Below are 21,770 nucleotides of genomic sequence, written 5' to 3' on the forward strand. Positions count from 1 at the left end.
GTGATGCGGCCGATACGGGAAGTGCCCTCGGCGCTGGCGCGGTGGGACGAGGTATCGCGGCGGCTGGAGGGCCGGCGGGTGGCCCTCTTCCTCGACTATGACGGCACGCTCTCGCCCATCGTGCCCAACCCGGAGGACGCGCGGCTGTCGGAGGACATGGTGTCCACGCTGGTGGCGCTGGCCCGGCACTACCCGGTGGCCATCGTGAGCGGGCGGGACCTGACGGTGCTCGAGGACTTCGTGGGGCTGACGGGCGTGTACTACGCGGGCAGCCACGGCTTCGACATCCAGGGGCCGGGCGGGCAGACCTTCCAGTTGGAGGAGGGCCGGGCGCTGCTGCCGGAGCTGGACGCGGCGGAGCGGGAGCTGGCGTCGGGCCTGGCGGCCATTCCGGGCGCGAAGCTGGAGCGCAAGCGCTTCAGCGTGGCCGTGCACTGGCGGCACGTGGAGGAGGCCCGGTACGCGGAGGTGGAGGGGCTGGTGGACGCGGTGCTCGCGCGCCACCCGCGGCTGCGCAAGGGCGGCGGGAAGAAGGTGTTCGAGGTGCAGCCGGACATCGACTGGCACAAGGGCCGGGCGGTGCAGTGGCTGCTGCGCGCCCTGGTCCTGGAGAGCCGGGACGTGCTGCCGGTGTACGCGGGCGATGACCTCACGGACGAGGACGCCTTCCAGATGCTGGCGGGGAGGGGACTCGGGCTGGTGGTGCGGGGCGAGGTGGAGCGGCCCACGGCGGCGGACTACGCGCTGGAGGACGTGGAGGAGGTGCGCCAGTTCCTCGAGCGGCTCATCACCCGGGCCGGAGGGGCGGTGCGATGAATGGGGAGCACTGGCTGTTCACCTACGAGGGCTTCGAGCCGGGCAAGGAGGGCTTGCGCGAGGCGCTGTGCACGCTGGGCAATGGCTACTTCGCCACGCGCGGGGCGGCGCCGGAGGCCGAGGCGGACGAGACACACTACCCGGGGACGTACCTGGCGGGCGGGTACAACCGGCTGAAGACGGACCTGGCCGGGCGGGTGGTGGAGAACGAGGACCTGGTGAACATGCCCAACTGGTTGCCGCTCACCTTCCGGCTGGAGGGCGGTGACTGGTTCAACGCGCAGGCGGTGCGGCTGCTGGAGTACCGGCAGGTGCTGGACCTGGCGCGCGGGCTGCTGCTGCGCACGTTGCGCTTCGAGGACAAGCGGGGACGGCGCACGCGGGTGGAGCAGCGGCGCTTCGTGCACATGCGCGACAAGCACCTGGCGGGGCAGGAGCTGGTGCTGGTGCCGGAGAACTGGAGCGGCCGGGTGCACGTGCGCTCGGCGCTGGACGGGCGCGTGGTGAATGGCGGCGTGCCGCGCTACCGGCAGCTCAACTGCAAGCACCTGCGGACGCTGGTGACGGAGGAGCTGGACGCGGAGACGCTGCTGCTCGAGGTGGAGACGGTGCAGTCGCGCGTGGAGGTGGCCGAGGCGGCGCGGACGCGGCTGTACGTGGAGGGGCAGCCGGCGAAGGTGCAGCGGGGGCTCGCCGTGGAGGAGGGCTACCTCGCGCACGAGCTCACGGTGGAGCTGCGCGAGGGCCAGCGGCTGGCGGTGGAGAAGGTGGTGGCGTTGTACTCGTCGAGGGACCTGGCGGTGTCGGAGGCGGCGATGGCGGCCCGGCACGCGGTGGAGCAGGCGCCCGCGCGCTTCGACGAGCTGGTGACCACGCACGTGCGGGAGTGGTCGCACCTGTGGCGCCGCAGCGACCTGGACCTGGAGGTGGCCGAGCCGGACCATCTCCACACCTCCTTGCGGCTTCACATCTTCCACCTGCTGCAGACGGTGTCCCCGCACACCATCGACCAGGACGTGGGGGTGCCGGCGCGCGGCTGGCACGGCGAGGCGTACCGGGGCCACATCTTCTGGGACGAGCTGTTCATCTTCCCGTTCCTCAACCTGCGGCTGCCGGCGCTGACGCGGTCGCTGCTGCGCTATCGCCACCGGAGGTTGCGGCGGGCGCGCGAGGCCGCACGCGAGGCCGGTTTCCGCGGGGCGATGTTCCCCTGGCAGAGTGGCAGCGACGGGCGCGAGGAGAGCCAGCGGGTGCATCTCAATCCCCGCTCGGGGCGGTGGGTGCAGGACGTGACGTGGCTGCAGCGGCACATCAACGCGGCCATCGCCTACAACGTCTGGCAGTACTACCAGGCCACCGCGGACACCGAGTTCCTCTACTTCTACGGGGCGGAGATGTTGCTGGAGCTCGCGCGCTTCTGGGCGAGCATGGCCCGGTGGAACCCCGAGCTGCGGCGCTACGAAATCCTCGGCGTGATGGGGCCGGACGAGTACCACACGGGCTACCCGGACCGGCCGGAGCCGGGGCTCGACAACAATTCCTACACGAACCTCATGGCGGTGTGGGTGCTGTGCAAGGGATTGGAGGTGCTCCCGCTGCTGCCCGGCGAGCGCCGGGATGAGCTGCTCGAGACGCTGGAGCTGGGACAGGAGGAGCTGGCGCACTGGGAGGACGTGAGCCGGAAGATGCGGCTGGTGTTCCACGAGGACGGCGTGCTGAGCCAGTTCGAGGGCTACGAGCAGCTCGAGGAGTTCGACTGGGAGTCCTACCGGGCGCGCTATGGCGACATCCAGCGGCTGGACCGGATTCTCGAGGCCGAGGGGGACTCGCCCAACCGCTACAAGCTGTCGAAGCAGGCGGACGTGCTGATGTTGTTCTATCTGTTCTCGGCGGAGGAGCTGGAGCAGCTCTTCGAGCGGCTGGGGTACCCGTTCAAGCCCGAGATGATTCCGAGGACGGTGGACTACTACATGCAGCGGGCCTCGCATGGCTCGACGCTGAGCGGGGTGGTGCACTCGTGGGTGCTGGCGCGAAGCGACCGTCCCCGCTCGTGGAAGCTGTTCAGCGAGGCGTTGCGGAGCGACATCTCGGACGTGCAGGGCGGGACGACGCCGGAGGGCATCCACCTGGGCGCCATGGCCGGCACGGTGGACCTGATGCAGCGGGCGTATACGGGCATCGAGGTGCGCGGGGACGTGCTGCACTTCAACCCCAACCTGCCCGAGGGGCTGACGCGGCTGAAGTTCCTGCTGCGCTACCGCAAGCACATGGTGGAGGTGGAGATCACCCAGGACAAGCTGGTGCTCAACAGCCGGTGGCCCGCGCCCGCGCCGCTGGAGTTCGCGCTGCGGGGCCAGCGCCACCGGCTCCTGTCCTGCGAGACGCGGGAGTTCCCCATCGAGAGACCCCCGGTCTCCCTCGAGTCGGAGCTGCACGGCGCGGGCCCGTGAGCGCATCTCCTCACGCCGTCAATTTCCCCTCGCCCTCCGGGAGAGGGACGGGGTGAGGGGGCCACGTGCCCCGGGTTGAATCCGTGGAGGCTCCCTCTCCCTCTGGGAGAGGGCTGGGGTGAGGGTCTCGAGACCGAGCGGGTGCATTTGAGGATCCGCCGCAGTGCCATTCTGCTAGATGGCCCATACGCCATGAGCTTCGTCGAGGAATGGGGCCTACGACTACCTGGAGAAGGTCCCCACCCTGCCCGCGCTCTTGCGCGTCAAGGTCCGCAATGCCGCGGAGGCGATTCGGGAGCGCCGGCTCGCCGCGCTCAGTGCCGAGGACCGCGAGAAGGAGATTCGCGACGTGTGGAACGCCGTGCGGACCGAGGCGGACCACCACAGGAAGGGCAAGCTGTTGGAGGACTTGATGGTCCTCCTCTTCAAGACCGTGCACGGCTTCACGCACGTCGAGACCCGGCGCAAGAGCAGGGATGAGGAGATCGACATCTTCATCCGCAACGAGTCCTCCGAGGCGTTCTGGGTGGGCGAGCAGTCCCAGTACGTCATCGTCGAGTGCAAGAACTGGTCGAAGCCCGTGGGTCCCAGTGAGCTCGTCGTCTTTCGCGACAAGATCGTGAACCGGGGAGGCCGCTGCCGCCTCGGCTTCTTCGTCGCCGTGGGGGGCTTCACGGAGGGCTTCTTCACGCGCTCGGCGACCTTCCGCAAGGACGACGTGCTGGTCGTTCCCGTGGGCCCGAACGACCTCGAGGAGCTGGTGCTGTCCAAGGACCGCAACGAGGTGCTCAAGAAGCTCCATGCCCGAGCGGTCATGTCGGGCAACGGTCACTGAGGCGGTGAGGGGGGAGCGAAGGCTCTCCTCACTCCTTCCCGGTCCCGCGGGCCCGCACCCGCTCGCCCGTGGTGAAGAACAGGCCCCCGGCCACGTGGTGCACGGAGCGGTGCTCCTCCGCGCCCTCGAAGTCGAAGCTCCCGTTCTTCCACACCGAGTCCTCGACCCACGCCGCCACCACCTCGGCGATGAACAGGTCATACTTGCGCTGCACGTCCGGCTCCGGGAGCACGCGGCACTCCAGCCAGCCCACGCACCCCTCCACCAGCGGCGCCTTCACGCGCGAGGCCGGCGCGGCCTTCAACCCATACAGCGCCCACTTGTCCTCCTCGCGCCCCGTCACCGAGCCCACCGCGTACACCTGCTCCAGCTGCGCGCGCGTGGGGACGCACAGCGTGAATTCTCCCGACGCGTCCACCAGCTCGCGGGTGAGGGTGCTCTCGGCGATGACGACGGCCACCTTGGGCGGCTCGAAGTCGAGCGGCATGGCCCACGCCGCCGCCATCACGTTGGTGCGGCCGTGGGCGGCACTCGTGACGAGCGTGGTGGGGCCATGGTTCAGCAGCTTGTAGGCACGGCGCAGCTCGAGCGGGACTCTCATGCCCGGCGGTGTATCACCACCGCACCGGCAGCGACTCGAATCCGCGGAAGAGCAGCCCGCCACACTTGATGCGCGGCAGCTTCGTCACGTCCAGGCGCAGCTCCGGCATGCGGTGCAGCAGCTCCTCGAAGGCGATCTCCAGCTCGCGGCGCGCCAGGCCCGCCCCCAGGCAGTGGTGCGGCCCGAAGCCGAAGCTCATGGACTTCTGCTGGTGCGGATCCCTCGAGATGTCGAAGTACTCCGCGTCCTTGAAGGCCGCCGGATCGTGGTTGGCCGCCGCCAGCCCCAGGAACACGATGTCGCCCTTGCGGATGGTCCGGCCCCGCAGCTCGATGGTGTCCACGGCGATGCGGTGCACGAAGGGCACCGGCGGAGCGAAGCGCATCATCTCCTCGATGGCCGGCTTGAGCAGCGCGGGCTCCCTGCGCAGCAGCGCGAGCTGCTCCGGGTGCGTGAGCAGCTCGTACAGGCCGTTGCTGAGCTGATCCGTCGTGGTGAGGTGACCGGCCGCGAGCAGCAGGCTCGTGTTGGCCACGATCTCCTCCGTCGTCATCCCGCCGCCCTGCTCCTGCGAGCGCAGCATGTGGCTCACGAGGTCGTTCCCCGGCTCCCGGCGGCGCTCCTCCACGAGGTTCGTGAGGAACTGGTTGATTCTCGCCTGGCCCTCGTTGGCCTGGCGGGCCACTTCCAGGATGTTCTTCGCCGCCCCCGTGCTCGTCAGCTGCGTCACCGCCTCGCCCCACTGCTGCAGGCGCTCACGGTCCTCGGGGGTGATGCCGAGCAGCTCCGCGATGACGAGCGGCGGCATCTGGTAGAAGAGCTCGGGCACCAGGTCCGCCTCGCGGCGGCCGCGCAGCTTGTCCAGGTGCGTCACCAGCGTGCGGTGGATGAGCGGCCGCCAGCTGTCGAGCACCTGCGGCGCGAAGGCCGCCGCCGTCTGCCGCCGCGGCTTCAGGTGGGCCGCTCCGTCCTTGCAGGCCATCTGCCGCTTGAAGGTGTCCGTCACCTCGCGGATGGACTCGGGGCTCAGCCCCATCATCTGGAACTGGTGCTCCAGCACCTTGCCCCGGTCCGCGCTCAGCCTCGAGTCCCTCAGCCCGTTCATCACGTCTTCATGGCGCGTGAGGAACCACCCGTGCACCACGTCCGACCAGTGCACCGGATCGTTCTCTCTCAATTCCTTGTAGAAGGGGACCGGATTGAGCAGGTTCTCCGGATCGACAGGATTGAGTTGAAGCTTCCGGGCCGCGCTCGCCATGGGGTTCCCTCCTCACATCCACCAGCAGTTACAGCTCTGGCGGGGTGTGCCTGAATCGCACCGTTGTCCAGGCTTGATATGCAGATGCCAGGCCAGCACGTGATGCAACACATTGGCCGACACCGCGAGGGTCGAAAGCTTGGGATTCCGGCGTCCTTCGCTTGTAGGACCGGGTATGTCTCAAGGAGCAAATCCGCTCGAATCGCATCCGCGGGGCAGGGTAGCCGGGGACTCCTGGGTCACGTGGCACCCAATAGGTGGGGAATTACCGGGGGGATGTCACGGGGCGTGCGCGTGGGGGCCTCGGAGGCCGAGCAGATCGGGCCGTGGTACAGGTTCGCGCGCATGGACACGGAATTGTTGAAGCGGGTGGTCATCCGCGAGGCGCGGCCCGAGGACGACGCGGCCATCGGCGAGCTGCTGGTGGAGGCATTCGTGACCCAGTACGCCCGGAAACTACCCGAGGTGGTGTACACGGACGCGCGCAAGCAGAGCCTCCGGGACACGGCGGGCAAACGCGCGGTGGCGACGGTGCTGGTGGCGGAATTGGAGGGGCGTGTGGTGGGGACGGTGGCGCTGTGGCCGCCGGGAGCACCCGGCTCGGAGGCGTGGCTGCCGGGAGCGGCGGACCTGCGGCACCTGGCCACCGCGGTGGAGCTCCACGGGCAGGGCCTGTCCGTCCCGCTGATGGAGGCGGCCGAGCGGAAGGCGCGGGAGTGGGGCGTGCCCGCCATCTGCCTGCACGTGCGCCGGGGCGCGGCGGGCGTGGCGCGCCTGTACCAGCGCCGCGGCTTCACCCGCGAGCCCTCGGCGGACCTCGACACGCCCAGCGTGTACCTCGAGGCCTACGTGCTGAGATTCCAGGACTGAAGCGAGTGCCCGCTCCCCCTCCCGCCGGGGTGAGGACGAGGAGCCCGCGAGCGCGTGCCTAGATTCAGGGCGAACGGGGGACCCTCATGCGCGCGCCGCCCATCTCCGACTACGCCTTGCTGTCCGACTGCCACTCCGCCCTGCTCGTGAGCCGTGGCGGCTCGGTGGACTGGCTGTGCTACCCGCGCTTCGACTCGCCCGCCGTGTTCGGCCGGCTGCTGGGCGCCGAGGCCGGACACTGGGTGCTGCGGCCGGTGAAGGGCCGCTCGCACCGGCGCTACCTCGAGCGCACGCTCGTCCTGGAGACGCTGCACCACACGCCCACCGGCATCGCCGTGCAGGTGGAGGCCCTGGCCCTGGGACGGGGCAAGCGTGGGCACGACCTGGGGGAGGGCGCGCCCGGCATGGTGCTGCGCCGGGTGATGTGCGTGGAGGGCCAGGTGGAGTTCGAGACGGAGTTCTGCCCCCGGCCCGAGTACGGCCTGGTACACCCGCTGCTGCGCGAGGTGGAGGGCGGTGTGCTGGCCCAGGGTGGCGCGGACCGGCTGCGGCTCTCCTCGCCGGTGCGTCTGCGCTTCGGCGACTGCCGTGCCTTCGGGCGCTTCACCCTGCGGGCGGGCGAGTCCGTGTGCTTCGCCCTGGAGCACCGCGCGTGGTGGGCGCCGCCGCCGCGGGCCTGGAGTCAGCAGGAGCTCCAGGCGTGGCTGCAGGACACGGTGGAGGGGTGGCGCAGCTGGTCGGACATGCACCAGAACTACGAGGGCCCCTGGCGCGAGCTGGTCCACCACAGCGGCCGCGTGCTGCAGGCCCTCACCTTCCAGCCCACGGGCGCCATCGTCGCCGCGCCCACCACCTCGCTGCCCGAGTCCGTCGGCGGCGAGCGCAACTGGGACTACCGCTACACGTGGCTGCGCGACACGAGCCTCACCCTCGAGGCCCTCTGGGTGGCCGCCTGCCCGGACGAGGCCTGGCGCTTCTTCGACTTCCTCACCTCGGCCCTGACGCAGATGCGCCGGGGAGAGGACTTGCAGATCATGTTTGGCATTGGCGGCGAGCGGGACCTGAGCGAGCGCGTGCTGCCGCACCTGCCCGGATGGCGGGGCAGCTGGCCGGTGCGGGTGGGCAACGGCGCATGGACGCAGCGGCAGCTGGACGTCTATGGCGAGGTGCTCGCGGCGGCGCACCGGCTGGAGCCGCAGTTGGGGGGACTCGACGAGGCCGGACGGCGATTCCTGTGCACGCTGGCGGACACGGCGGCGGACCGCTGGGCCGAGCCGGATCAGGGCATCTGGGAGATGCGGGGCGCTCCGCGTCACCACCTCTACTCGAAGCTGATGTGCTGGGTGGCCATGGACCGGGCGCTCGCGTTGAAGGGCATGCTGGGCGCGGGTGCGGAGCGCGTGGGGCGCTGGGCGCGGGTGCGGCGCGACATCCGCGCGGCCATCCTGGAGCACGGGTGGAACCAGGACGTGCGGGCCTTCACCCAGTCCTTCGACTCGGACGTGCTGGATGCGTCGGTGTTGATGCTGCCCATCAGCGGCTTCCTGCCGGCGAATGAGCCGAGGATGCGGGCCACCCTGGAGACGATCGCCACGGACCTCACGGATGACCGGGGGCTCGTGTACCGCTACCGCGCGGAGGACGGGCTGGTGGGCGAGGAGGGGACCTTCTTCCTGTGCACCTTCTGGCTGGCACAGGCCCAGGCCCTGGCGGACGAGGTGGAGCGGGCCCGGGAGACGTTCACGCAGGCGGTGGAGCACGTGAACGACGTGGGGCTGCTGTCCGAGGAGGTGGAGCCCGAGAGCGGCGAGCTGCTGGGCAACTTCCCGCAGGCCTTCAGCCACATCGGCCTGGTGAACGCGGCGTGGGCCATCACCCAGGCCGAGGAGCGCCGCGAGCGCAGGGCCCTGTCCCGGGCCAGGGGTCTCGAGCTGCTCGTTCCTGGATAGTTCCGTCCGGCCCGTGGGGGAGGGCGGCCGGCCGGGGATGTCATACTCCCCGGGTACGCTGGCCTCGCGCCGGTCGTCCCCGGTGCACCTCCCCATGTCCCGCTACCGCTTGTCGCACAGTGATGCCGTCGAGTGGCTCCGCTCCCTGCCGGAGTCCTCCGTGGATCTCGTCATCACCGACCCCGCCTACGAGTCCCTCGAGAAGCACCGCGCCATCGGCACCACCACGCGCCTCAAGCGCAGCAAGGGCTCCAGCAACCTCTGGTTCCAAATCTTCCCCAACGCGCGCTTCCCCGAGCTGTTCGCCGAGGTCTGGCGCGTGCTCAAGCGGGACTCGCACTTCTATCTCTTCTGCGATCCCGAGACGATGTTCGTCGCGAAGCCGCTCGCCGAGGCCGCGGGCTTCCGCTTCTGGAAGCCCATCGTCTGGGACAAGCAGCACATCGGCATGGGCTACCACTACCGCTCCCGCTACGAGCTCATCCTCTTCTTCGAGAAGGGCCGGCGGCGGTTGAGCGACCTGGGCGTGGCGGACGTGCTGCCCGTGCCCCGCGTCCACCGCGGCTACCCGGCCGAGAAGCCTCCCGCGCTCAGCGAGGTGCTCATCCGCCAGAGCAGCTCGCCCGGGGACGTGGTGGTGGATCCCTTCCTGGGCTCGGGCTCGGTGGGCGTGGCGGCGGTGCGGCTCGGGCGCGACTTCCTGGGCACCGACATCTGTGACGAGGCCCTCGACATCTCCCACACCCGGCTGCGCGCCGAGGGGGCGGTGCCCGAGGAGACGGAGGACCCGCGGGCGATGCGCCTGGCCCGCAGCGGATGAGTGGCCAGACGGGGGAGGGATTTTCCAAACCAATCCATATGGTTTTTCCGTGGAGGCTGGAGAATACCGCCCTTACTTGACTTCCCTGGAGTGATACGGGTATTCAAACCGTCCCAACACCAGGAGTCACGATGCGTCCAATGAAGGCAGTGGTTTCCGCCGCCCTGCTCACGCTGTCCGCGTGCGGGCCGGAGCAGGCCGAGCCAGTGGAGCCGCAGGGGGGAGAGACCCTTGGCACCACCTCGAACTTCCTCAAGGCCTCGGAGAACGCCGTTCCCGGCCAGTACATCGTCGTGCTCAAGGAGCCGGCGCCCGGCGTGGCGGCGGAGAAGGTGCCGGACGTGGCCCGGGGCCTGGCCTCGCGCTATGCCGGCAGCGTGGGCCGCACCTTCGAGCACGCCCTGCGCGGCTTCACCGTGAACATGTCCGAGGCCCAGGCCCGGGCGCTCGCGAAGGACCCCGCGGTGAAGTACGTGGAGGAGGACGCGCTCGCCCACGCCATCGAAGCCAGCACCCAGACGAGCCCGCCGTGGGGCCTGGATCGCGTGGATCAGCGCAACCTGCCGCTCAACGCCGCGTACACCTACACCAGCAGCGGCTCCTCGGTGCACGCGTACATCCTCGACACGGGCATCCGCGCCACCCACACCGAGTTCAGCGGCAACGCCACCGCGGACTTCACCTCCATCTACGACGGCAACGGCGCCAATGACTGCCACGGGCACGGCACGCACGTGGCGGCCACCATCGGCGGCAGCACCTACGGCGTGGCCAAGAGCATCTCCCTGCACGGCGTGCGCGTCATCAACTGCAGCGGCAATGGCACCACCTCGGAAGCCATCGCCGGCGTGGACTGGGTGACGGCCAACCACATCAAGCCGGCCGTGGCCAACATGAGCCTCCAGTACCCGGCCACCCAGGCCCTGGATGACTCCATCCGCGCCTCCATCCGCGCGGGCGTGACGTACGTCGTCGCCGCCAACAACTTCAACCAGGACGCCTGCCTGCGCTCGCCCTCGCGCGTGGCCGAGGCCATCACCGTGGGCGCCACCGACAGCGCCGACCAGCGCGCCTCGTTCTCCAGCTGGGGCACCTGCGTGGACCTGTTCGCCCCGGGCGTGGACGTGCTCTCCGCCTACTACACGGCGGATGACGCCACCACGTTCATGAGCGGCACCTCCATGGCCACCCCGCACGTGGCGGGCGCCGTGGCGCGCTACCTGCGCGTGGTGCCGGGCGCCACGCCCGCCCAGGTGCAGGACATGATCAACACCAACGCCTCGGTGAACAAGGTGGGCAACCCGGGCACGGGCTCGCCCAACCGGCTGCTGTACACGGGCTTCGTCGGCGAGACCTTCAGCAACGGCTCCGTGTACGCCGGCCTCGGCCAGGACACCTACGGCGACGTGCAGTACCAGGCCATCAACGTCCCGGCGGGTCAGGCCCGGCTCGACTTCTTCATGTCGGGCGGCACGGGTGATGCCGACATGTACGTGCAGTTCGGCTCCCTGCCGACGCTGAGCACCTGGTCCTGCCGGCCGTACGTGGGCGGAAACCAGGAGACGTGCACCTTCTTCAACCCGCCGGCCGGCACCTGGTACGTCATGGTCCGCGCCTACAGCCCCTACTCCGGCGTGAGCGTGGCGGGCGTGTGGAGCAACCCGCTGCAGAACGGCATGTCGGTCACCGGCGTCTCCGCGAACATCTTCGAGCGCCGCTACTACACGCTGGACATGCCGGCCGGGTACACGAACGTGCGGTTCGACACCTGGGGCGGCACGGGTGACGTGGACGTGCGCGGCAGGTCCGGCAGCGTGCCGGGCTTCGGCGCGGAGTGCACCTCGTCGGCCTCCGGAAACACGGAGAGCTGCTTCAAGGGCGGCGCGACGCCCGGCACGTGGTTCGTCGAGCTGAGGCCGAAGTTCAACTTCTTCAATAGCTCGACGTGGTCGTTCAGCAACGTGTCGCTCATCGGCTGGTACTACTAGCCAGCGGCAACCGCGCGCCGCGGGCTCACGGGAGGGGGTTCCTGTCCCACCTCCCGGGAACTCGCGGCGCGTGTGGATTGGACGGAGTAAGGTGCTCCCTCTACATTTCGGGCGGCCTTACACGTTGGGCCGGGGGAGCAACATCATGCGCGCGCTGCAGCTCGAGAGGTTGGACGGTCCCGAGGGTCTGAAGTTGGTGGACGTGCCGGAGCCCGAGGCGGGTGACCAGGTGCTCATCGACGTGGTGGCGGCGGGGGTGAGCTTCCCGGACCTGCTGCTGACCCAGGGCAAGTACCAGATGAAGCCGCCGCTGCCCTTCGTGCCGGGCGTGGACGTGGCCGGCGTGGTGCGCAGCGCTCCCGCGGGCGCGGGCGTGAAGGCCGGTGACAAGGTGATGGCCTTCACCCTGCTCGGTGGCTGGGCGGACGTGGTGGCCGCGGCGCCGAACATGACGTTCCGCATTCCCGAGGGCTGGAGCTTCGAGGCCGCCGCGGGCACGGTGATGAACTACCACACGGCCTATTTCGCGCTGCACAAGCGCGGCCGGTTGCGCACGGGCGAGACGGTGTTGATCCACGGCGGAGCCGGCGGCCTGGGCACGGCGGCCATCCAGGTGGCGCGGGGCTCGGGGGCCCGGGTGTTCGGCGTGGTGAGCACCGAGGAGAAGGCCGAGGTGGCTCGCAGCGCGGGCGCGGACCGGGCCTTCCTGTCCTCGGGTGACTGGGTGTCGCGGGTGATGGACGCGACGAAGGGCAAGGGCGTGGGCATGGTGTTCGACTCGGTGGGCGGAGACATCTTCGACCAGAGCCTCAAGTGCCTCGCCCCCGAGGGCCGGCTGCTGGTGGTGGGCTTCGCGGGCGGACGCATTCCCGAGGTGAAGGTGAACAAGCTGCTGCTCAACAACATCGACGTGGTGGGCGTGGCGTGGGGCGCCTTCGTCATGCAGAAGCCCCAGTACACGGGCGAGGTGGGCAAGGCGCTGGCCGGGCTCGCGGACAAGGGCTTCGTGGAGCCGCTGGTGAGCAAGGTGTTCCCCCTGGAGCAGGCCGCCGACGCCCTGCGCGAGCTGGAGTCCCGCCAGGCCACCGGCAAGGTGGTGCTGCGTCTCCGGGAGGGGTGAGTCCCGCGTTTGGAGGTAGCATCGGTGCCCTCTACCCATGGGGGATGCACCGATGCTCACCGGACGCATGATGGACTTCCCGCTCACGCTCACCCACTTCCTCGAGCGTGCCCGCACCTACTTCGGCCGCTCGGAGATCGTCAGCCGCCAGCCGGACAGGACGCTCCACCGCTACACCTACGCCGACTTCTACCGGCGCACCTGCAAGCTCGCCCATGCGCTCGCCCGGCTCGGGGTGAAGCCCGGCGACCGCGTGGCCTCGCTCAGCTGGAACCACCACCGCCACCTGGAGCTCTACTTCGCCGTGCCCTCCATGGGCGCCGTCATCCACACCCTCAACCTCCGGCTCCACCCCAACGACCTCGGCTATATCGCCCGCCACGCCGAGGACCGCGTCATCGTCGTGGACCGCTCGCTGCTGCCGCTCCTCGAGAAGTTCATCGCCGCCGTCCCCTCCGTGCAGCACGTCATCGTCATCCCCGATGACGGCCCCACCCCCGACGGCCGCCTCGACTACGAGAAGCTGCTCGCCCCCGAGCCGGACTCCTTCGCGTGGCCCGCGCTCGACGAGCGCTCCGCGGCGATGCTCTGCTACACCTCCGGCACCACCGGCAACCCCAAGGGCGTCCTCTACTCGCACCGCTCCTGTGTGCTGCACGCGCTCGCCCTGTGCATGACCGACACGTTCGGCATCGGCGAGCCGGATGCCATCCTCCCCGTGGTGCCCATGTTCCACGCCGCCGCCTGGGGCATGCCCCACGCCGCCGTCTTCACCGGCGCACGGCTCGTCTTCCCCGGGCCCCACCTCGACCCTACCTCCCTGTTGGATCTCATGGCCGGCGAGCACGTCACCCTCGCCGCCGGGGTGCCCACCATCTGGCTCGGCATCCTCGCCCTGTTGGATCAGGAGCCGAAGCGCTGGGATTTGCGCTCCGTGCGCACCATGGCCATCGGCGGCTCGGCCGCGCCTCCCGCGATGATCGCCGGCTTCCTCCACCGCCATGGGCTCGTCGTCACCCACGCCTGGGGCATGACCGAGCTCAACCCCGTGGGCACCCTCGCGCGCCCGCGCCGCCACCACGAGCACCTCCCGCAGGAGGAGCGGCTCGCCATCCGCGCCACGCAAGGCTTTGCCCTCCCGCTCGTCGAGGTGCGCCACGTGAGCGACGCGGGCAAGGTGCTCCCCTGGGATGGCTCCACCATGGGTGAATTGGAGGTGCGCGGGCCCTGGGTCGCCTCCTCGTACTACGGCGGCGAGGGCCCGGACCGCTTCACCCCGGATGGCTGGTTCAAGACGGGCGATGTCGTCACGCTCGACGCGGACGGCTACGTGCGCATCACAGACCGCTCCAAGGACGTCATCAAGTCCGGCGGCGAGTGGATCAGCTCCGTGGACCTGGAGAACGCCCTCATGGCCCACCCGGCCGTGCTCGAGGCCGCCGTGTTCGCCGCGAAGGATCCCAAGTGGGACGAGCGCCCCCTGGCCGCCGTGGTCTTCAAGCCCGGCCAGTCCGTCTCCAAGGAGGAGCTCGCCGCCCACCTGGAGAAGCGCTTCGTGAAGTGGTGGCTGCCGGATGACTACGTCTTCGTCCCGCAGATTCCGCGCACCTCCACCGGCAAGTTCCTCAAGACGAAGCTGCGCGAGGACTACGGCCACTACCTGCTCGAGAAGCAGCGCCAGGGCCACTGACGTCCTCCGTCACCGCAGGGGGCTTCCCGCGCGGAAGCCCCCCGGAGGACGGGGTCCTCGGGTGGAGGTCCGTTCCTCTCCCGCTCGTATCCCGGGAGTGAGTGCGCCGCGCACGGTCCGTGACAGGGCCGTGAGACACTCCTGACGCCGAGTTGACCCGGGCTCCCCGCGAAGCCGTGAGAGGTTGCGCTCGCACCCTCTCCCCCCGAGGAACTTCATGCAACTCGATCGCCGCAACTTCCTGCGTCTGTCCGCGCTCAGTGGATCCGCGCTCGCCCTGGGCCCCGCCTTCTGGCGCAACGCCTACGCCGCCCCCGCCCAGCCCGGCCCCAGCCCCTATGGCGCCATGTCCGGCTCGGCCGACGTCAACGGCGTCCGCCTGCCCGCCGGCTTCTCCTCGCGCATCGTCGCCCGCTCCGGCCTCCAGGTGGCCAGCACCGGCTACACCTGGCACGGCGCTCCCGACGGCGGCGCCTGCTTCCCCGTCTCCGGCGGCGGGTGGATCTACTCCTCCAACTCCGAGAAGTCCTCCGGCACCGGCGGCGCCTCGGCCCTCAAGTTCGATGCCGGTGGCGCCATCGTCGGCGCGTACCGCATCCTCTCCAACACCACCTCCAACTGCGCCGGAGGCCCCACCCCCTGGGGCACCTGGCTCTCCTGCGAGGAGTTCTCCGGCGGCCGCGTCTGGGAGTGCGATGTCACGAAGCCCTCGCAGGGCTCGGTGCGCTCCGCGCTCGGCACCTTCGCCCACGAGGCCGTCGCCGTCGACTCCGATGACTTCCGCCTCTACCTCACCGAGGACAGCACCAGCGGCCGCTTCTATCGGTTTACTCCGTCCGCCTATCCCTCGCTCGGCTCGGGCACCCTCGAGGCCGCTCGGGTGTCGGGAGATCCGCTCACCGGCGCCACCGTGACGTGGGTGGCTGTGTCCTCCACCAAGCCCGCCTCCCAGCAGACCAATGCCTCGCAGACCTCCGTCTTCAACGGCGGCGAGGGCTGCTGGTACGACCGCGGCGTCGTCTACTTCACCACCAAGGGCGACAACCGCGTCTGGGCCTATACCCCCTCCACCTCGCGCCTGGAGATCATCTACGACGACAACCTCTACCCGAACTCGCCCCTCACCGGCGTGGACAACGTCACCGTGTCCTCCGCCGGGGATATCTACGTCGCCGAGGACGGAGGAGATCTGCAGATCTGCATCATCACCCCGGGCCGGGTGGTGGCCCCGTTCCTCCAACTCGTGGGACACAACAGCTCGGAGATCACCGGTCCCGCCTTCAGCCCCGATGGCAAACGGCTGTACTTCAGCTCCCAGCGCGGCACCACCGGCTCCTCCAGCAATGGCATCACCTTCGAGGTGACCGGTCCCTTCCGTACGGCGTGACGGGCGTTCCCTCTCCCAGAGGGAGAGGGTGCATGCGGAACCCGAGACTGTGGCGGATCGCCTCAGTCTCCCGGTTTGCCTCACCCCTCCCTGTGGCGGAACGCCCCGGTGTCCCTCGTCTCCCGAGGCGGAGATGGATGGCACAGCCGTCGCAATGCCTCCCTCTGTCTCTTCCCGGAGGTCGGCGCGATGAAGGTCGGTACCAAGGTCATGTGGCTCGCGGTCGTGGTCGGCATCCTCATGGCCACCAGCGCCGTCCTCGTTCAGCACTGGAGCCCTGGCAACACCGCCCTCATGTCCCTCGGCCTCCTCCTCGCCCAGCTCGCCGCCCTCGTCCTCCCCCTCCATCGCTCCCGCGAGCTCACCTCCGACGCCAAGGTCATCCGCGCCCCAGAGGCCCGCTCGGCCCGCGGCTCGTCCCGCTCGTAGGCACAACCTGGGATCCGTGGCACCCTCACCCCGTCCCTCTCCCGGAGGGCGAGGGGATATTGAGGGCCCTGGATCCACGGTGGGGCTGTGCTTCTGTGCTTCTGTGCTGCCGTGGTGCTGTGTGGGGGGCTTCAGTCCGGCAGGTGGAGCCGGTGGTGACGCAGCGGCTTCGCCACGTTCTTCACTGGTGTCTCCGTCAGCTCGCCATAACGGAGTGATTGGATGACGGGATCCTGGCTGCCCTCCAGCGCCTGCTTCACCGGCTCCATCACCAGCATCTCGCGGAACCCCGCCAGCGATTGCAGCCGCGCCGTCTGGTTCATCCCCGTCGAGAAGCCCGTGTAGTCCTGGTTCGGCCCGAAGAGCCCGCACAGCGTCGGCGCCAGGTTGAGTCCCACCGCCACTCCCAGCCCCGGCATCCCCACCCGCTCGCAGATGGTCCTCACCTCCGGGTCCGCGCTCATCGCCCCCGTCGTGCGCTGGATGTCACACGCCGCCCGCACCAGCGCCTCGCACCGCTCGCGCCGGCCGCTCCGGAAGAACGGCGGGCCAAACAGCCCGATGATGCAGTCACCCACCATCTTGTCGAACACGCCCCCGTGCCGCCACAAGAGCTCCACCATCCGATCGCTCCACCGGTCCACGAAACGGCCGATGCGCGCCGGGCTCTCCAACTGCTCGCACAGCCGCGTGAAGCCGTTGAGGTCCGCGAAGAGGATGCCCACCTCCTCGTCCCTCCCCACCAGGTAGCGCGCCGCGTAGTCCGGCACCTGCAACAGCTCGTCGATGGCCTCCGCCGGGAAGAACTTCGACAGGTGCGTGCGCTCGCGGTTGTAGTCCACCAGCCGCTGGCTCAGCGTCGAGGCCAGCACCCGCACCAGGTCCATCGTGTGGCTGGAGAAGCCCTCCTCCCCCGACCACAGCAGGATGCGGCCCAGTTGCTCGCTCCGCACGTGCCCCGAGATGAGCACCGCCTCCATCACCCGCGGCTGCCCCAACACCCGCTTGAGCCGCTCCTCGCCCGGCTGGAGCAGCTCCGCGCCGTGCGCCCGCAGCAGCCCGTCCAGCTCCGCCGAGGGCTTGTCCCCCGAGTCGTGCTCCAGGTGCCCGTTGCGGTACGCCCGGTAGTGCAACACCGAGGGCCTCACCGCGTCCCGGTACACCAGCAGGAAGCCCGGCACCCGCACCCGCTGCGCCAGCGTCAACACCACCTGGTCCATGCCCGCCTCGAAGACGGGGTTGGCCAGCAACTGGTTGAGCCGGAGGATCAGCTCCTGCTTCTCACTCGCCGTGTGCACCAGCAGCAGCACCGTGTCGAGCTGCTCGGCCACCGTGTCCAGCATGCGCTCCAGGCGCTGCGCGTGCTCGGGCCGCGTGTGGTCTCCCACCAGGTACAGGCCGATGTGCCCCACCGTCTGGCCCATCACGTCCAGCGTCTGACTCACCACCGTGCCGTCCCCCTCGCGCCGCGTACCGTACGGCCCGGCGAGCAGCGGGCCCGGGAAGACGCCGCCGAAGTCCCCCGCGTGGAAGGTCTGCTCGGCCAGCTCCTCGTTGCGCGTGGTGACGGCGATGCCCTGTGCCCCCGTCTCCTTCAACACCTCGGGCAGGATGCGCTGGAAGGTCCGCGCCAGGGAGAGCTGGTCTCGGATGCACCCCTCGATGAGGTCGTCCACCGCGCGGTTGAGCGCGTGCAGCAGACGCAGCTCCTCGAGCCCGGCCTCGGCGGCCTCCGGCGTGGTCCGTGGGGAGCTCATGGCCGGGGTTGCAGCAGCTCGGTGGAGAAGTAGCGCTCCATCCGGTCCGGGAAGATCGTCACCACCTGTGCCTGCGGGCCCAGCCGCTTCGCCGCCTCCACCGCCGCCGCGTAGTTGAGCCCCGACGAGGGCCCCACCGGGAAGCCCCGGCGGATCAGCGCCCGCGCCGTGCTCATCGCCAGCTCGTCCGAGACGTTCAGCTCCACCAGCCCCGGCAGGTCCGCCTCGCGGTACAGCCGCGACAGGCCATCCACCACGCCCGGCACGCGCGAGCTGAAGCTGCAGCACTCGATGTCCGTGCCCATCCCCGAGATGGGCCGCGCCACGAAGGGCGTCACCGGGCAACCCGCCTCGGCGAAGGCCTGGTACAGGCCCACCACCGTGCCGCCCGTGCCCACGCCGCTCACCACCGCGTGCACCAGCCCGCCCGGCACCTGCGAGAGGATCTCCTGCCCCGTCCACACCCGGTGCGCCTCCGCGTTGTCCGGGTTCTCGAACTGGCGCGGCGCGAAGGCCTTGCGCTCCCGGGAGATCTCCTCCGAGCGGGCGATGGCGCCGCGGATGCCCGAGTCGCGCGGCACCAGCTCCACGTTGCCCCCGTAGGCGCGGATGGTGAGCACGCGCTCGCCCGTGACGCCCTCGGGCATGACGGCGGTGAACTTCAGGCCCATCTGCGCCGAGGCCAGCGCCAGCGCGATGCTCGTCGAGCCGCTCGAGGCTTCCACCACCTCGCCACCCGGGCACAGCTCGCCGAGCCGCCACGCCTTCTCCAGCATGTACCGGGCGATGCGATCCTTGGTGGAGCCGCTCGGGTTGAGGAACTCCAGCTTGCACCAGATGGTGGGGCCCTCGGCGTCGAGGCGGACGGGGACGAGCGGCGTGGGGGCGATTGCCTGCAGGAAGCGGCCATCCGCGGGCAGCGGGCGACAGGGGGGACGTGAGGTCATGGCGGGTCCGGAAGTCCGTCCCACATATCGTGAAACTCCCCGCTCCGGGAGTCTTCCTCCGGCATGACGCGCCGCTCCTCCGCTCGGACGCTCGCCCGGCTACGGCACGGGTGGAGTGCCTCCATCCGGAGCGGATGGCGCAGCAGGCACCGGGCCCGAAGACACGGGGCCAGAACCCCCGTCCTGTGGGGACGGTTCATCCACGGGAGCAGGCACGGCCGCATCCGGGGATGAGCCCGGACTGCCCGCGTCGAGCGCATCCGGGGGGAGTGGCTCGGCGCCGGGCTGACCATCGAATACGCGCCGGAGGATACGGCCATCCGTGTGGATGGCATACGTGACGCCCGTATCCAGCGACACGTACTGCAGTCCGCAGGACTCGAGGTCCTCGTCGATACGAACGAAGACGATGTCCCCCTGCCGGATGATCCGATAACGATGTGCTTCCTGCCTCTTCCAACACGGTTGCGTCTTGCCACCGGGAGGCAGAAAGTCATTGGCGGCGATCATGATGGCTCGAAGCACCGCTCCATCCAGCTCATACGGTTGACCGTCCGCGCTCAGCTGGACGGTGGAGCGCTCGAAGAACCGTGGGAACACGATGGAGCGGTCATCCTCCACGGGTTCCGGGCGGGAGAAGGGAAACCCCGCGCAGCCCCCGAGGATGATGGCGAGTCCAGGTATCAGGTGTTTCGTTCTCGCAGTTGGCTTCGAGGCAGACGAATTCGTCTTCTTCATCTGGGCGCGTGGCTTTCACGGGACAAGAGTGAGACGGGTCCTTCGAAGTGCCTCAGGCCAGGGTCGGTAATGCCTCCCGCCCAGTAGATTCGCTGCAGGACGTTTTCGAGCTTTGGGTTGGCAGTTGTTTTTTCCCGGAGCCATTCCAGGGAGAGTGCTCCACAAGTGCTGTCCCCTACTGCTGCGAACAGGAAGTACATGTTGTCATGGAGCAGGGTCTCTTCGAAGTCGCCGCGTCCCTCGAGCTTCAGTGTCATGCCTGATGGATTGGTGAATGCGGCGAACTTCTGGAAATCGGATTCCCAGACGACACCTTGGCGTGCGGCGTTCTGGAGTTTGAGCTCCAGTACCCATACCTCATGCTCACCCACAATGCAGATGTCGGGGATGATTGCTCTCTCGGGCAGGATGATTCTGGGCTCGACGAAGACACGTTCTCCTGGTCCAAGGAGCGCGCGGAGATGGAAGTAGAGGCTCGCCTGCAGGCCGCGCTCCGTTCCGAACAGGCCACAGTCGTAGTCCCTTGCGACGCCTACCTCCCAGGCTGCCTGCAAGGCCCGTTGCATTGAGTGACCGATTCTCTTTCGAGTGTCATTGGGTGGATGGGTCATGTTCCCGCCGGTTACCGTCTCTGTTGTGGACAGGGGATTTTATCGGGCTGTTACCCTGCGTCATGCGGAAGCGCCTACTTCTCCGGTCTACCGTGCTCCTGGTGCTCATGTCATTCGTGGCCGTGGCCAGCAGACGTGCACCCATCGAGAGGAACATCATCGTGACCGTCCTGCGTGTCGAGCGCCGTGCGAGCCGGCGCGGACGAAGATGCTGGGGTGGGAAGGCCGCTTCGAGTCCTGGCCGCTCTGGGTGCGGCATCTGCTAAGGTGAACCGGAGAGGTTCACCACCCTGGCACTACCACCGCCCCTCCCATTCCTCGTCCTTCTCTCCTTGTCCCTTGGGTTGCCCTCGGCAGCCCAGACCCCGGCCCGCGAGCGCCAGGAGCGGCAGCTCCTCCTCCCGGCCTACCCCAGTGAGCCGGTTCCGGAGGCGCGGGTGGCGGCCGGCATCGCCACCTACCTGCGCTTCGACTCCCCCATCGACAAGGCTTCGCTGGAACTCGAGGGCCGACCCGCGCGCTTCCGGTGGGTGGACGTGGGCGAGCGCCTCGTCGCGGTGGAGCCCTCCGTCGACCTGGGCGCCGAGGAGAAGTTGGTGATGCGGGTGCGCTACAAGGACGGCGCCTCCTCGGCGGTGGCCACGCTCGTGCTCGTCTCCCACCCCACGCTGGTGGACAAGGAGGTGGAGGTGGTGCGCCGCCCGCGCACCGTCGAGGCGTTGGAGTCGGTGCTGGCGGAGAAGGAGGCGCAACTCGCGGCGCTCCGGGCCTCGAGCGGGCCCGCTGGGCTCGTGTTTTCGGGGCGCCTCGGCCCAGAAGGGGTGCTGGCTCGGCGCATCTGGAATGCACCCGCAGATGCGCGGGGTGGGTTGAGGGTGCCGGGCGGAGTGGGGTATCGCGCCTGTTGCTGGGCTCTCGCCGTCGTCCGTGTGCGCAACCTTCCGGGACAGAAACCCTGGGTGCCAGGCGTGGCGCGGCTCACCCGCGCCGACGGTACCGCCGTGAAGGTGCGCTCCGTGGACATGAACAAGGCGCAGCTCGCGCCGGGCGAAGAGGGCCTCGTCACGGTGGAAACGGAGACGCCGTTCTGGAAGGCGGGCGAGGTCTTCCGCCTGGAGGTGCTGGACAAGAGCGGCGTCCGGCCCCTCCCCCTCCTCGACGTGGAGCTTTAGGAGACACGCCCCATGACGACAGAAGCCATTCACCCGGACCACCTCCAGCCCGGCCACTGGGTGGGGCCCTGGCTCATCGTCGCGGTGCTGGGCCGTGGAGGCTCCTCCCGCGTCTTCAAGGTGGAGCGCGACGGCCGCCCGTACTCCATGAAAATGGGGTTGCTCCCCCTCAACCCATCCACCGAGGCGCTCACGGAAGCGCAGGACGTGGAGGAGACGAGCGCCTGGCGGCGCCTGGCGCGCGAGGCATCAGCCCTCTTCACCTACTCCTCCCACCCCAACCTGCTGCGCGTGTACGCGGTGGACTTCTGGCCCCATCCCACCCAGGGCTA

Annotated in this window: 18 protein-coding genes and 1 pseudogene; 13 read left to right on the forward strand and 6 right to left on the reverse strand. The window is 69.4% G+C overall.

Features of this window, described 5'->3' with window-relative positions; translation table 11 throughout:
• Nucleotides 1-3 precede the first annotated feature (3 nt).
• The 3 genes from otsB (at nucleotide 4) to AC16DP_RS27985 (ending at nucleotide 4,101) form a co-directional block, all read left to right on the forward strand.
• Nucleotides 4-816, forward strand: a complete 813-nt coding sequence (gene otsB, locus AC16DP_RS27975) for a trehalose-phosphatase (protein ID WP_329731576.1) — start codon at nucleotides 4-6, stop codon at nucleotides 814-816.
• Nucleotides 813-3,266 (forward strand): glycoside hydrolase family 65 protein, encoded by a 2,454-nt coding sequence (locus AC16DP_RS27980; RefSeq protein ID WP_329731558.1) that lies wholly within the window; start codon nucleotides 813-815, stop codon nucleotides 3,264-3,266. The genes otsB and AC16DP_RS27980 overlap by 4 nt, the downstream gene beginning before the upstream one ends.
• A 256-nt stretch (nucleotides 3,267-3,522) precedes the next feature.
• Nucleotides 3,523-4,101: a restriction endonuclease gene (locus AC16DP_RS27985; RefSeq protein WP_329731559.1), complete on the forward strand. Its 579-nt coding sequence runs from the start codon at nucleotides 3,523-3,525 to the stop codon at nucleotides 4,099-4,101.
• 28 nt (nucleotides 4,102-4,129) lie between these two features.
• Here AC16DP_RS27985 and AC16DP_RS27990 read toward each other — a convergent pair whose 3' ends face one another.
• Complete coding sequence (locus AC16DP_RS27990) at nucleotides 4,130-4,702, reverse strand: flavin reductase family protein (RefSeq protein WP_329731560.1); 573 nt, start codon at nucleotides 4,700-4,702, stop codon at nucleotides 4,130-4,132.
• Between the two features lie 13 nt (nucleotides 4,703-4,715).
• Entirely contained in the window at nucleotides 4,716-5,960 is a 1,245-nt protein-coding gene (locus AC16DP_RS27995) for a cytochrome P450 (protein WP_329731561.1), read from the reverse strand.
• A 345-nt stretch (nucleotides 5,961-6,305) separates the two neighbouring features.
• Between AC16DP_RS27995 and AC16DP_RS28000 the strand changes: the two genes are divergently transcribed.
• The 8 genes from AC16DP_RS28000 (at nucleotide 6,306) to AC16DP_RS28035 (ending at nucleotide 16,213) form a co-directional block, all read left to right on the forward strand.
• Nucleotides 6,306-6,830 carry a GNAT family N-acetyltransferase gene (locus tag AC16DP_RS28000; protein WP_329731577.1) on the forward strand — a complete coding sequence of 175 codons (525 nt, stop codon included), beginning with the start codon at nucleotides 6,306-6,308 and terminating at the stop codon, nucleotides 6,828-6,830.
• An 86-nt stretch (nucleotides 6,831-6,916) separates the two neighbouring features.
• On the forward strand, nucleotides 6,917-8,779 hold the full coding sequence (locus AC16DP_RS28005) for a glycoside hydrolase family 15 protein (RefSeq protein ID WP_329731562.1): 1,863 nt from the start codon (nucleotides 6,917-6,919) through the stop codon (nucleotides 8,777-8,779).
• 37 nt (nucleotides 8,780-8,816) lie between these two features.
• The gene (locus AC16DP_RS28010; RefSeq protein WP_329731563.1) at nucleotides 8,817-9,599 is read left to right on the forward strand and encodes a DNA-methyltransferase; all 783 of its coding nucleotides are present in this window, start codon (nucleotides 8,817-8,819) and stop codon (nucleotides 9,597-9,599) included.
• Between the two features lie 140 nt (nucleotides 9,600-9,739).
• Nucleotides 9,740-11,587: a S8 family peptidase gene (locus tag AC16DP_RS28015; RefSeq protein WP_329731564.1), complete on the forward strand. Its 1,848-nt coding sequence runs from the start codon at nucleotides 9,740-9,742 to the stop codon at nucleotides 11,585-11,587.
• A 145-nt stretch (nucleotides 11,588-11,732) separates the two neighbouring features.
• Nucleotides 11,733-12,707, forward strand: a complete 975-nt coding sequence (locus tag AC16DP_RS28020; RefSeq protein WP_329731565.1) for an NADPH:quinone oxidoreductase family protein — start codon at nucleotides 11,733-11,735, stop codon at nucleotides 12,705-12,707.
• A gap of 52 nt (nucleotides 12,708-12,759) precedes the next feature.
• A complete protein-coding gene (locus AC16DP_RS28025; protein WP_329731566.1) occupies nucleotides 12,760-14,397 on the forward strand; it encodes a long-chain fatty acid--CoA ligase in 1,638 nt (545 codons plus the stop codon).
• A gap of 217 nt (nucleotides 14,398-14,614) precedes the next feature.
• A complete protein-coding gene (locus AC16DP_RS28030) occupies nucleotides 14,615-15,784 on the forward strand; it encodes an alkaline phosphatase PhoX (RefSeq protein WP_329731567.1) in 1,170 nt (389 codons plus the stop codon).
• A 189-nt stretch (nucleotides 15,785-15,973) separates the two neighbouring features.
• Complete coding sequence (locus tag AC16DP_RS28035; RefSeq protein WP_329731568.1) at nucleotides 15,974-16,213, forward strand: hypothetical protein; 240 nt, start codon at nucleotides 15,974-15,976, stop codon at nucleotides 16,211-16,213.
• A 131-nt stretch (nucleotides 16,214-16,344) separates the two neighbouring features.
• Here the strand turns inward: AC16DP_RS28035 and AC16DP_RS28040 are convergent, their stop codons facing one another.
• The 4 genes from AC16DP_RS28040 to AC16DP_RS28055 form a co-directional block, all read right to left on the reverse strand.
• Nucleotides 16,345-17,970 carry an adenylate/guanylate cyclase domain-containing protein gene (locus tag AC16DP_RS28040; protein WP_329731569.1) on the reverse strand — a complete coding sequence of 542 codons (1,626 nt, stop codon included), beginning with the start codon at nucleotides 17,968-17,970 and terminating at the stop codon, nucleotides 16,345-16,347.
• Nucleotides 17,967-18,917, reverse strand: a complete 951-nt coding sequence (locus tag AC16DP_RS28045; protein ID WP_329731570.1) for a PLP-dependent cysteine synthase family protein — start codon at nucleotides 18,915-18,917, stop codon at nucleotides 17,967-17,969. Before AC16DP_RS28045 ends, AC16DP_RS28040 begins: the two co-directional genes overlap by 4 nt.
• Before the next feature lie 99 nt (nucleotides 18,918-19,016).
• The gene (locus tag AC16DP_RS28050) at nucleotides 19,017-19,517 is read right to left on the reverse strand and encodes a hypothetical protein (RefSeq protein ID WP_329731571.1); all 501 of its coding nucleotides are present in this window, start codon (nucleotides 19,515-19,517) and stop codon (nucleotides 19,017-19,019) included.
• Nucleotides 19,518-19,651: 134 nt separating this feature from the next.
• Nucleotides 19,652-20,221, reverse strand: a complete 570-nt coding sequence (locus AC16DP_RS28055; protein ID WP_329731572.1) for a hypothetical protein — start codon at nucleotides 20,219-20,221, stop codon at nucleotides 19,652-19,654.
• Nucleotides 20,222-20,598: 377 nt separating this feature from the next.
• On the opposite strand from AC16DP_RS28055, the gene AC16DP_RS28060 reads away from it, so the two are divergent.
• Both AC16DP_RS28060 and AC16DP_RS28065 read left to right on the forward strand, forming a co-directional pair.
• Nucleotides 20,599-21,438: a DUF2381 family protein gene (locus tag AC16DP_RS28060; RefSeq protein WP_329731573.1), complete on the forward strand. Its 840-nt coding sequence runs from the start codon at nucleotides 20,599-20,601 to the stop codon at nucleotides 21,436-21,438.
• 12 nt (nucleotides 21,439-21,450) lie between these two features.
• A pseudogene (locus AC16DP_RS28065) lies at nucleotides 21,451-21,770 on the forward strand (serine/threonine protein kinase); the annotation flags it as partial.

The organism is Archangium sp., assembly GCF_057119385.1.